This window comes from Legionella rubrilucens (assembly GCF_001468125.1).
Lineage (GTDB): Bacteria > Pseudomonadota > Gammaproteobacteria > Legionellales > Legionellaceae > Legionella_C > Legionella_C rubrilucens.
On the sequence record NZ_LNYT01000020.1, the window covers coordinates 1 to 13380 of the forward strand.

Here is a 13380-nt window from a genome sequence, read left to right on the forward strand (position 1 = left end):
AGCTATGAATCGCTTCATGATCGAATTCGGCGATAGAGTTACCCGATAACAGGACGGCTAGTTACACAGAATTCCGGACAGACTCATTCACTGAATACTTCCGCTGGAATATTGCCTTTATGCGTTAAAATAAGCTTTTCCAAAATGGTTCTGACCGTTCTTTTGTCAACAACAAATTCTGAAACGATTGGATGAAACAACGCAAGATCAACTTCCATCATTCGTTTAGCAATCCCTTTCATTTGAAAAATCTCATCTTTTGAAGGAGCTGGGATTGCCTTTATCATTTCTGAAAGTTTTTGCCATCTGTCTTTACCATTTGCATCTTGCTTAAGCCATGCACTACCATAACTAGCAAGTAGATTCCAGTAACTGGCAAGTACACTCCGGAATCGATGAGGTACTCCAAATTCACGATATAAGCCTAGTAAATTCCCTGGGTTTGCAGCCTTTAGCGCTTCTTTTGCATTCACTCCATCTACAGCTGTATCATTTCCTTTGTAGTAGTCAATATTTATAATTCTCGCACCAAATTTTCCGGCAATCATTTGTAAAGCAAGAAATTTTGTAAAGTTCTGAAAATCGGTAGAACCCGCATTTATTATTAAGTCTGCCTTACCATTCACTAAACCTGCCACAACGTCGGGTAACTCATCATATCTTGCATTGTAGGCTTTAGCCCGTTTAGAAAGTAATCGTTTATCTATAGTTGCTGCAGCTTTTTCAGCCAAAGGCGGATAAATTTCTACAAGTACCGCACTTGTTTGGCTTCTGTTACTTACTATTTCAAGTGTAATCTGACCTTCTCCACTACCCATTTCATAGATTAAAACGGGTTCATTTTTTCCCCTGGTTGCAATTATTTCTTCAACTATTGTATTAATAACTCTACCAAATAGTGCTTTATTTGGACTTGTCTCACCTCCCCAATCATAAGCTAATGCCATCGTTTCAATTTGTTCAGGACTCATTTTTGGAGATGGAATGTAGTTTAGGATTTCCGTGATGAGTTGCTGCATTAATTTAACACAATCAGCCTGCTGATCTAATTTATCAGCATCATTTAACTGTTGAATAAGTTGTTGTAATTTTTGTTTATTTTCTAACAAATGATCAGCTAATTCGGCGCTCTGGCCATCTGGCGGTTGTTGTACATTCATACACTTGAATAGTTAATATAACCTTTCAAAAGTGTGGGTCTTTGGAGAGTTATTGTCAAATTTGGGGGCACAGCTTAAGTGGCATTCTTTTTTGAGCTGCCTGCTCCCATACCTTACTTTTTTTTCATTTCCTCCTAAGACAGCCGGACCAAACGAATCATCAATTACAATCAGCGAATGGTGCCGTTTTAATGGAAATCCCATCATTTTATGGTCTTGTTTTTTTAGGGGGGAGAGGTGACTATTTAGTCAGCCCAAGAATAGAATCGAAATCATCAATGAGCTCTTGCATCGCCACAAAGGCTGTTGCCATATTTTGTGAAGAGAGGCTCTGGGTTCTGTAATCCATCTCATGTGATACGGATTGTTTCGGCGCAATCAGATCTTCGATAATACGTTTTAATGCCCCTCGCTTCATATGAATAGGGGAATAGGGAGTGTAGAAAAATTTCATGTTGATGCCAGTTGAAAACAAGGTTGGCATGGAGAGATAGGCCTTGCAGGACCCTTTGGCATTGGTCGATAAGGTAAAATGGGGAGGTGGTAATTCAAAACCATAGATAGCTCGAATAAAATAGCGATACAAGGTGTTGTTCAATTTATTAAAATCAGTCTCCACTTCAGAGCGTAATTGGTTATCGAGGTGTTCGCGGTCTGATGCCGACATAGCTTGGAAACTATGCCAAAGGGAATATAAAGGAATAGGGGAGATTTCAAAAATCAATTTTCGATTACCAGCGTTGTAAGGCCAGGTTTCCATAAAATCAATTAAACGTTGCCCATATTGATGTAGTACTGAAGTCGAATTGCTATCCATTATGGCCTCCAGGCCAACAAAATAAGGATCAATTTGCATTTTTCTATAAGCGTCTTGCATGGGTTGGCTAATGTAGGTCAAATAATATTGGGTCATCTTCTGGATGTATTCTGGACTTCTAGTTAAAGCAAGGCCAAGGGGGGGAGCGGCATCGATGATGTTTTGGCCCCCGAGTTCAAAAAAATTGAGAAGCAATTGACAATACGAGATAAACGTTTTTTCAGCATAATCTGCAAAATCGATTTTACCTGGGTTTTTGTTGTGCCTATTATACGCCAGTATGTAGGCTGAACGGGTTCCTCCTGGGCTGATTACTCCCGTTAATCCTTCAGGAAAATGAGACCTCACGCGGTTTGCAAAGTCAGTCTCATCTGTTTTGTTACTCATTACTCAGCTCCTCGGGACTACTGGCTCAATATTACAACTATAATAATGATAAACCATCTGTGCAATTTGTGGAGAATTATGAATGATATGAGAGTGGTAATGGCCTCAACAAAGGGATTTCTATGATACATGTGGTCATGGGTTTTGTTATTAACCAAAAAGGCCACATACTGATTGAGCAGCGAGGTGAGTATCAGTATGAAAGTGTTGCCTGGGAACTACCAGGAGGTAAAGTAGAACCTGGGGAAACGGCTCTGGTTGCTTTACGGCGCGAATTTGAAGAAGAGCTTAGTATTGAAATCGTTCAGGCAAAACCCTTGCTCCAAATTCCTTATGATTCTCAAGACAGAAAAATGTTACTTGATATTTGGCTGATTGAGCAATTTAGCGGCCAAATCACCGGTCTGGAAGGCCAATCGTTGCGTTGGGTAAATAAGGATGAGTTTATTGCTTTTTTTGGCCTGGCAAAAACTGATAATGAAACAGACAAGATACTGGATGACCTTTTAAAAAACCGGACGCGGTGTATACAGGATAAAAATTTTTAATCAATATTTCCACGCTAAATAACAGAATGAATAACGTATATGGTTGATGCGGATGAAAGCGAGACAGTTAAATTATTCATCGATTCCGATGTGGGCGTCGATGATGCGCTCGCTATTATTTGGTTGGCCATGCAGAAAAACATCCGAATTCTTGGTATTACCACTGTATCAGGCAATAACACAGTGGAAGATGCAACCCACAATGCGTTGACTGTCCTTGATGTTATTAACAGACCCGACATCACTGTGACGATGGGGGCCAGTAGACCATTATTCTTTGCGCCGATTCGCTTTGGCCAATTAATTATGGGACCAGATGGACTCTGGGGTTTCCAAAAAAAACATAATTTGGATAATTTATCCACCGATGCCCCAGCTGCTATTGCTGAGGCAGCTAGAATATATCCCGGCATGATGGTGATAGGGCTTGGCCCGGCGACCAATATAGCTCAGGCTGTACAACGTTTCCCTGAAGAAATGGCTAATGTCAAAATCATAATGATGGTAAATCTCCCTACCCAAAAAATGCGTGGTGCTATTCAAGGGGCTGGATTTAATGCTTATGTTGACCCCCATGCGATAGATGTATTACTTAATCACGGATGTGATTTCACGATTCTTGGTCCTGGAGTTATTGATGAAATCAATGTAGATCCTTTTGACTATATTAAAAACATTGCAAAAAAAACCGATCCGGTTAACCAGTTTATTCTATCCTTCCTAAAACCTTATTTTGATGCTGAAACCCTGGGACAAAGGCAACCGGTTATAATTTATGATTTAGTTTTGGCAATTATTGCAGCAAAAAAAGAAACTATAAAAAAAACGGTTTCTGGATTTGGAAAAATCTCGTTAAATGATGATTTTACGGCCGGAGAAATCAGTGTAAAAATTGATCCGCAAGGGAAGATTTTTCTAAGCTATTCGAAACAATATTTATCGGAATTGGCCGATTTGACATTGACTAAACAAGATTTTAATTTAATACAAACCATGCAAAAATTATTGGATAAGATACCTGATAATATTCGAGTAATATTAGAAGTTGATGTTGCACAAATCAAAAAGGTAATTGAAGAGGGATTTGGTCATTGAAAGACTGATTCTTTCCTGAAAATAGATTCACTGAAACGGTAATGGGTGTTGTAGGTGTTATGATTAAATCCGCTAATTCTGCAAGTCTAATAAGGCATATCGTGCAGCAACAATAGCAGCTTCTACAGTTAATGTAATCTTGTAAAGGACTTTACCTATCCATAAAAAATTATCAGGTTTGTTATCAAATGGACATGACTCATCAAAAAAAGAAAATGCACAACCGGTTCCTTCTGCATTAATCAATGACATCAGTGACTTGCTAAAAAAATACATCAAGTCACGGGCTTATGAAAAAGGACAGGATTATGAACTGACTTTTGTCAGTAAGCATTTCCGGGACGAAGCCCTTACCTGGCAAAAAGTGGATATTGCCCATCAATTGACCCAACAATTACCCTCGATACGCCACTATGATGAGCTTAAGCAAGCTTTGGTAACGGCGTTTAACACGAATACAGACGCAGAAAAGAAGGCAAAAAAAAGTTATGTAATCACCGGAAGCAGCTTAAGCCGTGTGCTGACGGACATTCAAACCCTGATTCAGGACGCTGAGCATTCCCCCAGTCCAGCCATAAAAAAAGAGGGATAGATTGCTGTAAACCTCAGTATAGGCCGCTGCCGCGGCCTGGGATAGTCAGGAATTGGGTGTAGGATGCTTGGTACTCTGCATTTCCATTGGAGAAAGAGGCGGGTTTACGGGGCCAGATAAATGCTTGAACAAGGACAGGCTAACCAGGTTAGAGTGAGTCACGTCCTCTGTTTTTTCATTCTTTGTTTCGGGATCGCAGGGAGTACGGGCTTCTTTCTGAAAGCCGCGTCTACACTTTAATTATCCTTCTATTAATAACCACACTATTGAAAATCTAAAAACTTTTTTTGGGGGATTCAGCAGTGCAACCTTAGTTGAAACTTATTTTTATGTAGGTTAATTGTTAAATAGTTATACACCCGTGAGCCGCATAAACCTGATCATGACTAAGTATTTGATTCCAGGGTAAGAGCGATCAAAATGACTCATCATTCTTGATGAGCATATTATTTAAAGATCCTGATTTTCTAGGACTGCAAATATCCTCCTTTTATTTCCTGCAGAATCATACAGTATTTTGTATTTATTATCATTTGCAATTTTATGGACCTGCACCAAAGTAGGTTCTGAGGTCATCGTTTCTCCAGATGAGGATAAAACAAAGTTCATAACCTATGTGTATAAGAATGAAGTATGCGGATTGATTTAAATCGAGGATGAGGTATGGCTCGGAACAGTCTCCAAGCCATACCAAATGAAAAATTACTTCATACTGAGTTCCAAGTCGGGTTTATCCCTCAATGCATCTTTTAACCACTGTAACGTGTTTTGAGTTTCAGTGGATACACCCGGCCGTTTGGATTTGAAAAAGATATTACGATGAACCCCTATGAGTTCAGCTTTATTTTTGATGTTCTTTTCCTTTGTACTTTGTGAAGCTGGAGCCTCCTCCGCTTCCCAGGTTTGGATGATGGCTAAAATATCCTGGGCGCTGCTGTCTGCAGCAGCAGTTAACATGCGATTTTTTAATTCGTTTAAACTGGTTATCTTTTCAGACGCATCATATAAATACCAATGGGTCTTTGATAAACGCTCAATTTCCGATTGCAGTCTTTGTGCCACCTGATTTTTCAATACCGTTTCTGTAATGGTTTTTTGTACTGCCTGGTGCAGGAGCGCTACTTTTTCCAGTGGAGCAAAAACGCAGGAGAAAGGTTGGCTGCCATCTTTAGAATCGGTTGGGTCGACATTTCGAAACTGAAATCCAGCTTCTTTTTTAAGCTCGCTCTGGATCAGTTTAAACGCCTCTGAGTTCTTCGGAAAGCGGATGGCAACGGCTTTATTGTTGAAACTGTCACTGGCCATACGGACAATCAGATTATTATTACCTAACTCCCGTTTAAGTGTATCCTCGTAGGTAAAAAGGGTTTTGCCATCAATAACGGCTGTTTCCTGGTAATAATTGTCCAGACACATCACCATCCTGAATTCAGGCCATACGTCGGCATCCGCCTCGCTGCGTTCATCCCTGACAATATCGGCTGTATCAAAATCCAGCGTTTCGGTGGACAATTGATGGATAATTCCCTTTTGGTCCCGATAAAAACCACCGTCAGGATGATCCGTGATTTGGGTGTCAAAAGGAAGCTCATTGGCTTTTGCTATAACCGGTGGAACAATACCGGTAGTCAGATTTCGTTTGGTGTGGTCATCAGGAGGAGCAAGCCTTGAGTTGGTGTCACCCATAATGACGGACAGGTTGCTTTTAGTTTGGGTTAATACAGAACAGTATTGCTTTTCCATATGGTGTGGAAAAGGGCTGTAGAGTCCCCAGATATTATGTACATCGATAGAAAGATTCGAGTGGGTATCCGTAAACGCCATGGTGCGTATTCTGGATTCCTTATTTACCGCCGTATGTTGTAAGGTTAAGCGCGCTTTGTTGTAACAACTGATGATGCCACAATCATCAACAATGATTTCCCACTCTTTTCCTAAATTTTTTTCCAAAAAAGCGACAATCGATTTATCCGCCTCTTGCAATAAGATAACGTCAACGTGATGTTTCTTGATGCTGTTAGCCAATCCTGAAGCAATGTGTTGATAGCGATCCAGCATATGCCCCTCTGGAATCTCCATTCCAAGTGGGTGAACACCTGAGCAACCCTCATTACCCAGAATATTCAGGGAGACAAGGGTTAACGGCTTCTCTTTTTCCCCAAGGGGTACTTTTGTCAGAACAGGTAGATGGTCGGAACGGGCTAAATCAGATTTATGCTCAACTTCTTGAAAGGTTGGGAAGAGAGGGTGTTTTCTGGTCATACAAACATTCCATAATCATTAATGAGGAACCCAGTATATCCAAAACACCGCGAAAATGTCTATAAAATAAACTACTTGTCTGCGTGTGTGCCATTTTAAGAGGCTGTATTAACTGACAAGACCAATAACCAATCACCCGATAAACCGTGCAGTCGGTACGATTTCTTTCATTAGGTCGTTTCCGGTTACCCGCAGAACACGAGATATCGCCAGAGGCCGCTGCCGCGGCCTGGGATACTCAGGAATTGGGCGTAGGTTGCTTGGCACCCTGCATTTCCATGGGAGAAAGAGGCGGGTTTACAGGGCCAGTTAAATGCTTGAATAAGGACAGGCTAACCAGGTTGGAGTGAGTCACGTCTTCTGTTTTTTCATTTTTTGTTTCGGGATCGCGGAGAGTACGTTTTAAGAAAAAAGTGATCTGATCGCTTTGTTGAATAATCTCCCAGGCTTTGGAGTCCTGTCGCAAATCATGTCCAAATTCGGGGTAGTCGGTTAAAAAGCGATCCATGAATGAGTGGATCAGCATTTTGTCGTTAGGCGAACGCAATTCTTGCTGAATCAAATACGTCGCGATGGCGACAGGCAGCTTTGCATCGGTTTTAATTGAAATGTGCAGCCGTTTAATGGCGTAAAGGAAGGCAATGAATCCTGCAGTATCAAGTAAATAACTTATCTCCTTAAGGACGGTTGCAAGGAGTTCAAAGTGTTTCCGAGGATCAGTAAGCGAGGCATGCGCCATCGAATCCATCAATTTATCCAAATCATGCCCCGTAATTGCATTGGCGGCGTGATAACGTAGGATAAGAGCGACCAGATTGGCTGGATACACGTGTTGCCATACATCGGCTTTCACTAAAACAGAAAGAATTACTTCCTTGTTTTCCAGGGCAAACGAAGGGCTAACAAGCAATTGATTGAATTCAATGATAGCCTGCTCCACATTGGCTGCGACTGCCTGCAGTACGACATTCAAATCCGATTTTATTTTTTTGGTAACCACGTGATAGCGGTTGAGATACCAGGCTGTAATCACCGGATTTTCCTTTTTGGCCAGCTCAAATAACTCAAGCGATAATTGACTGAAATGGTGTTGTTCCCACTCAACCATTGCTGCAAAAGCCACAGCAGGTAGCTGGGTGCTTAACTCCTTCAGTAGGGCCTTCCCGGCTGGCTGATTGCTTTGTCTTGCCAGATGAATCAGGGTGCTGATAGCCTGGCTTTGTTCTCTCCCTGTTTTTTCCAATATATCCAGTTTGATTTTGATAAGGGTTAGCTCATTCACGGTTTGCTCGACACTGGACTCATCGCTGTGTTTTGAATTTTCGTTTTGGTATTCGGCCAGCTGCAAATAGAATCGTGCTTTTTGCCGTTGCGTGGTGTTAGAAAAATAAGAGGCCAACGCTTTCGCCAAGGCTGTTGAACAAGGTATTTCACTGTGGGTCGAGAGGAGTGAATCGATTTCCTGGGCCGCCACCGAGTGGCTTGAACGCATGGCCTGGTCTAAGTATTTTATTCCCAGTTCAAGGTAATATTTTATTTCAAGCGCGTGGCCCGGTGGGGAGTCCTCACTCACGACGCGTTGTTTTGCGAGACCATAATACACGGCCCATTTTCCCGCTTCAGTCAATAAAACAGGATGGGATTTTTTTAAAAGTTCTTCCATTTTGTGTTGAAATGTCCCTTCGCTTAAAAAGAAACGTTGGTAGAACTCAATAAAATGTTGAGGATGCTGCCGGCTAAAATTGACTAAACTGAACGTGTTTGGCGTCAGGTCCAATTTTTCCACCGGAATGTTGCTTTGCTTTAACAAATGAAGGTAGATGAGCCCAGATTGAGAAGTGGAAAGCCTTAAGCCGCTTAATAACAAGAAAAGAAAGAGCACATCAAGCGAGGAGGATTCGGAGAGTTCTTGTTTGCTGTTATTGTTCGATTCGTTTTTACTTCCCTCAAAGAAATAATGACCGTGATTATATAAAAATTGGGTGATCTGTGCGGCCCCATCCCGGTATTCCATGGAGTCATAGGGCGGTTGAGCCGTTGGATAATCAAAAAAGACATCAATAAGGGCCGAGAGTAATCGATGAAAGTGCAGAAACTGATTGGCTTTTTTTGAGTGAGCCGCCTGGGCTGAAATGGATTGCAATCTTTTGGCGGTTTGTTCCATCTCCTGATGGCTTTGTTTAAGCAGCGATTGATTTGTGGTTAACAAACCAAAAAGTTGAGGCGTCTTTTCCTTGTCAAGGTGTTTCATTTGCTGATTAAGCAAATGAAGCTGCGTTTGAACGCGGCGCTGTAAGGCATTAAACTCTTCTGCAACCGTATCCAGCGTTGCAGTGTTTAGGTATTCCGTGACGGCCCCCGAGCTTAGCCCTTCTTCTTCAGCAAGTATCCCCATATCCGAAGCCGTTAATTTATCGAAGTCCCTGAAAAGGGAGCGAAGTTGCTGGGTCATGTGACCAGAAGACCGGTTTAAAGCTTCCCGAAGAGTATAGTCAAGAGCAGTCGGTGAATAATCATCGATATGAGTTAATAGCCATAACAGCTGCAATGCTAATGGGATTAATTCTTTAACTTTCTCCGGATAGTTTTTATCATTACTTTTACTGAATTCCGGGTAATTAAAAAGATTATCCACTACATTACCCCAGTACGTTGGTCCGGAATCGCTGTCAAGCCATATCCATAAATAATCATTGTGAACGCCGATGACAGTTCCAAGTCCTTTTGGGGTATTGATGCGCTCTAAAAAATGGGTGCCAAACTGTTTGGTTGCCTCAGGAGAGGTATTGATGGTTATTTCTTTTTCTAACTTGGTTTTTAAACAAATGCTGGAAAGAGTCTGCTCCGATTTTAACTGCACGATAGTACCTCAAGGTTGATTGAATCATCTGGGTTAACGTCAGGCAGGATTGTATTTACTTTTCAATTGCATGTATATATTTAATCATTTTGTGTCTGATGGACTCTTTGTGTGTATAAAATGGCATCTTATGCTGCCGTATTTCGGGTAAGAGAGCCGAAGAATTGCTCGAATAATGGCCATTTTTTGTTCCTGTCGAGCACGATTGCAACCGCGAAGGGAAGTTGGTTGGCTTTCCATGATTTGAATCAATGGATTAACAAGACCGGGCATGGAGCACATGATCCTCCAATTCCTGTCATGAACCCTTCGCATTAAGGCTGCTTCCTTAAGGATAAGTCACCGTCATCGGATCATCAATCGCGATAGTCACCGGTTGTGTCCATGTCGGGCCCGGAGACGTATAAGTGACCCCTGGTGTCGGATTATTTCCCGGGCCGCCCGGATTGTATAAGGGTAAATAAGGGGGCGTCGCTGGAATAATGACGGCAGTGATTAAGCGCATGGCCGCCTCATCCCCTTTTAAAATGATGTCGAGGTAATTATCGCGATCCGCCACGTAGGCATCATTTAAGGGGAGATCATATTTACCTAAATCCGCAAGACCGACTACCTGAATGATGCCGGCTGAAAAAACATAAGGGATATTGGCTTGCGTGATGAACTGTGATACGCCGCCGTCCACTACCTCAATTTGAAAAAAAGTTTCAAAGTCGGTTGGTAGGATGGCTGAAACGCCGTCAGGAGAAATGCCGGCCGTGGTATAGATGCGTAATCGGTATTCTGCATCGGGTCCGTACAATGCCGTGCCGCCATTCGGGAGATTGCTTTGAAAGGCAACCGGCGCATCTTGCCCGACATCGTTCATGATGCTTAGTTTGGCGCCAATTAATTTAGGACCTCCGCCGGGCTGATAAGGATTGCCACTCGATTTACTCAAGCCTACTGCACTCACCGGGCCGTTGGGACCGACCAGTTTCAAGGTAGTCCCATTATCCACGATGGTAACCTGTGTCGGGTAAACAGCCCCGGGTGTTCCAGGCGAGAGTCGGTTGCCGAATTTGCCAAAAATGACGACACAACTGCGCTTGTTGTATAAGAAATTAGGCGTGATCGACGCCACCTCCGGCTGGACTATTTCACCGGTATTCAACGTCAGGCGAAAATCCGTCGGGCGCACGGTGCTCGGCAGCACGGGCCAACTGAAACAAATCGGCATGGCATCGGCATGATTGGTTGGATAACCAAAGCCAAAGGCGACATCGGTCGGTGTTTGTGCGGTGGTGTAGGCGGCAAAAGGCGCACCGGGGGTTGTAATCGTCATCCAGGCCCCGCCGGCGGCGACAACGCCCGATTCATTGCCTGGGACCCCCTCAATGCCTTCAAACCCGTAATTGGCAGATAATATTTCTGGCTGATTGCCCCACAAGTCCGCATTAATTAATTTATCTTCCAACAGGGATTGGTAAGCCAGGGAGGGCGGGGGGATCACGTTAACCCGCAATAAATCATTGGCATTGGTTACCCCGGCGCAGCTCACGCCATCGTTCCAGCAGGCCATTAACACATTGGGGGCGCGGGCACCGCTGATGACATCGCCCACGCGCAAACCGTTGGCTGAAACCGTAAGGGTCAAGGTGCAACTGGCATTCGGCGCCAAGGTAAACCTTGAACCGCATCCAGTCGCATTGATGCTGGTATGGGGCGGCAGAGAGACAATGGTCGCATTGATGGCTGTGAGCGGGTTGGGATTGGTGATCTGATATTTCGCATGCACCGGAAAGCCGATAGGCACTTCTCGGGGTAATAGCGTGTTGGGTTGGGGTTTAATCAAAAAAGCAAGATTTTGCTGCTCGTTAGTGAATGCCATCCGCGCATGGCCATGAGCATGGATGAAGGTCAAAAGCAGAAGAATCGGTAATACAACACGATGGAAAGGGTTCAAAAGAGTCATTATCGGTAACCTTTTTTATATAGACCAGCTGATCTGTGCCAAAACGGTATTCATGTGCAAATGCGATTGGCTTAAATGATTGGATACGCGGGTTTGCCGTATCGCACCATCGCCAAGGCCAACCTGTCCCAAGTCAGAAAAAAGATACCCGACACCCACGCTGACATGAGGGGTCAGCAAGGTATCAATACCTAATCCAAGGGCATAACTTAAAGACGAACGGTGATGGTTGGCGTAAGTCGGTGTTACCGTGAGATACCCTGGGACGGTTGTATAAAAATGCTCAGCGCGATTAAATCCCGCGCCAATGCCGGCGATCAGATAGGGATAAAATCGTTGTCCCCATTGGTGCTGCAATTTCGCATCGATTAATAACTGCGACAGTTCAATGGTGTATTCGTAGTTGGCAGTGTAGAGTGGCGGGAAAATGCCTTGTTGCAAGGTGCCCCTCACCGCCATGCTGCTGAATTGATGGTAGCTTAAGCCCATGATGAGGCTGTTTAATGGATTAAGCAGGAATCGGCGGCCCAGTGAAATACCGTATCGCGTGGAAGAGGCATCCCTCTCGGGTAAGTAATTAAAGGTGCTGTACCCCAGTGGGAAATGAACGGACTGGCTTAATTGCTTTGTTTTCGCAGCGCCTGCATCCAATCCCAGAACAAAACGTTTATCCCGGAGAGTGTCGACGTCGCTACAGTATGATCCTTGCATTAACAAGCAGCAGAATGAAAATAAAATAAACTGTCGTTTCAATCCATATCCTTATAAATTGCAATGCTTATGAACCGTCAGTTTATACAAAAATGAGTTGAAGGAATAGCCATGAAAGGGGTTGAATCCCGGCAGCGAGAAATGGCGTTCGGCTGAATTCATAGCTGCTAATCGGAATGACCCCTGATACTTCTCATGCAGTAATATCATTAAAATGATAAACAAGCCCCAGGTTAAACTGGCTTGTGGTTGGGTGATTGAAGATTAAGCTCCCTTCCACCAGGCCTCGTCGATTGATGACGGGATCGGTAAAGGATTGGTAGATATTGATTACCCATTCTCCTCGAAGGCTTAGGTTTTTCGAGAGGGTCGTGTTGAGGCCCAAGCCTGTTTGAAAGCCGTTTAAGTCGTGCTCATTGTTAAAAGTCGTAACAACACCGGTCGCTAACAAGGCACGCCCTTCGCCACTCACCTTCAATGCGCCGTTAACATATCCTGCACGTGCATAGGCAAGTGTCTTATTGTTGATTTTAATTCCTGGTAAAACGGCAAGGCCGGCATGCCGCTTATTGCGTACATTAAACGAGGCGAAGGTAAGCCCTTCCAAATTGACCGGGTTATCATCAAAAATCTCTGCTTTAGCCTCATTATCAGAAAAATTTAAAAACCCCTCGACACCAAGATAGAAGGGGGAAGGGAAATGAATGGCAAAACCGGCGAACAGACCTCCGGCTACGGCTATATCGGTCAGGTGGGTTTGGCCAAAGCGATTGACTAATCCTGTCGCGAAGCGAATATCAGTCAACTTGATATTGTACTTGGAATAATCTCCGGAGAGATTCGCGCCCATGTAAAAATCCTTTGAATAATGAAGGTCTGGGTCTGAAGAGGCGTTATTTGCGCCAGCCAAAACGCTTGCTGCATGCGCAATCCCAAAGAGTAAGAGTCCAAGTTTTTTCATAAAATCCTTTTTAATACGATAGGCACCAGCCAA

10 protein-coding genes are annotated in these 13380 nt (G+C 43.4%); 3 read left to right on the forward strand and 7 right to left on the reverse strand.

Annotated features, from left to right (window positions below; all coding sequences use genetic code 11):
- Positions 1 to 83: 83 nt before the first annotated feature.
- Both Lrub_RS07780 and Lrub_RS07785 read right to left on the reverse strand, forming a co-directional pair.
- Positions 84 to 1160, reverse strand: coding sequence for a hypothetical protein (locus tag Lrub_RS07780; protein WP_058531627.1), 1077 nt, complete (start codon positions 1158 to 1160; stop codon positions 84 to 86).
- 241 nt (positions 1161 to 1401) lie between these two features.
- Positions 1402 to 2364, reverse strand: a complete 963-nt coding sequence (locus tag Lrub_RS07785; protein ID WP_058531628.1) for a hypothetical protein — start codon at positions 2362 to 2364, stop codon at positions 1402 to 1404.
- Positions 2365 to 2486: 122 nt separating this feature from the next.
- Here Lrub_RS07785 and Lrub_RS07790 point away from each other — a divergent pair, with 122 nt between their 5' ends.
- The 3 genes from Lrub_RS07790 to Lrub_RS07800 all read left to right on the forward strand — a co-directional run bounded on the left by Lrub_RS07790 (position 2487) and on the right by Lrub_RS07800 (position 4599).
- On the forward strand, positions 2487 to 2912 hold the full coding sequence (locus Lrub_RS07790) for an NUDIX domain-containing protein (RefSeq protein ID WP_058531629.1): 426 nt from the start codon (positions 2487 to 2489) through the stop codon (positions 2910 to 2912).
- A gap of 39 nt (positions 2913 to 2951) precedes the next feature.
- The gene (locus Lrub_RS07795; protein ID WP_058531630.1) at positions 2952 to 4007 is read left to right on the forward strand and encodes a nucleoside hydrolase; all 1056 of its coding nucleotides are present in this window, start codon (positions 2952 to 2954) and stop codon (positions 4005 to 4007) included.
- 178 nt (positions 4008 to 4185) lie between these two features.
- Positions 4186 to 4599 (forward strand): hypothetical protein, encoded by a 414-nt coding sequence (locus Lrub_RS07800; RefSeq protein WP_058531631.1) that lies wholly within the window; start codon positions 4186 to 4188, stop codon positions 4597 to 4599.
- A gap of 702 nt (positions 4600 to 5301) precedes the next feature.
- Here the strand turns inward: Lrub_RS07800 and Lrub_RS07805 are convergent.
- The 5 genes from Lrub_RS07805 to Lrub_RS07825 all read right to left on the reverse strand — a co-directional run bounded on the left by Lrub_RS07805 (position 5302) and on the right by Lrub_RS07825 (position 13347).
- Complete coding sequence (locus tag Lrub_RS07805; protein WP_058531632.1) at positions 5302 to 6861, reverse strand: exonuclease/endonuclease/phosphatase family protein; 1560 nt, start codon at positions 6859 to 6861, stop codon at positions 5302 to 5304.
- Between the two features lie 238 nt (positions 6862 to 7099).
- Positions 7100 to 9721, reverse strand: a complete 2622-nt coding sequence (locus Lrub_RS07810) for a hypothetical protein (RefSeq protein ID WP_058531633.1) — start codon at positions 9719 to 9721, stop codon at positions 7100 to 7102.
- Between the two features lie 328 nt (positions 9722 to 10049).
- Entirely contained in the window at positions 10050 to 11675 is a 1626-nt protein-coding gene (locus Lrub_RS07815; protein ID WP_058531634.1) for a hypothetical protein, read from the reverse strand.
- Positions 11676 to 11690: 15 nt separating this feature from the next.
- On the reverse strand, positions 11691 to 12386 hold the full coding sequence (locus Lrub_RS07820) for an outer membrane protein (protein WP_133134128.1): 696 nt from the start codon (positions 12384 to 12386) through the stop codon (positions 11691 to 11693).
- A 193-nt stretch (positions 12387 to 12579) separates the two neighbouring features.
- Entirely contained in the window at positions 12580 to 13347 is a 768-nt protein-coding gene (locus Lrub_RS07825; RefSeq protein WP_058531636.1) for an outer membrane protein, read from the reverse strand.
- Positions 13348 to 13380: the final 33 nt, after the last annotated feature.

What these genes read in the sequence shown, in the direction of transcription:
- Lrub_RS07780 (WP_058531627.1), bottom strand. Translation starts at nt 1,160, where the DNA reads ATGAATGTACAACAACCGCCAGATGGCCAGAGCGCCGAATTAGCTGAT.
- Lrub_RS07785 (WP_058531628.1), bottom strand. Translation starts at nt 2,364, where the DNA reads ATGAGTAACAAAACAGATGAGACTGACTTTGCAAACCGCGTGAGGTCT.
- Lrub_RS07790 (WP_058531629.1), top strand. Translation starts at nt 2,487, where the DNA reads ATGATACATGTGGTCATGGGTTTTGTTATTAACCAAAAAGGCCACATA.
- Lrub_RS07795 (WP_058531630.1), top strand. Translation starts at nt 2,952, where the DNA reads ATGGTTGATGCGGATGAAAGCGAGACAGTTAAATTATTCATCGATTCC.
- Lrub_RS07805 (WP_058531632.1), bottom strand. Translation starts at nt 6,861, where the DNA reads ATGACCAGAAAACACCCTCTCTTCCCAACCTTTCAAGAAGTTGAGCAT.
- Lrub_RS07815 (WP_058531634.1), bottom strand. Translation starts at nt 11,675, where the DNA reads ATGACTCTTTTGAACCCTTTCCATCGTGTTGTATTACCGATTCTTCTG.
- Lrub_RS07820 (WP_133134128.1), bottom strand. Translation starts at nt 12,386, where the DNA reads ATGCAAGGATCATACTGTAGCGACGTCGACACTCTCCGGGATAAACGT.
- Lrub_RS07825 (WP_058531636.1), bottom strand. Translation starts at nt 13,347, where the DNA reads ATGAAAAAACTTGGACTCTTACTCTTTGGGATTGCGCATGCAGCAAGC.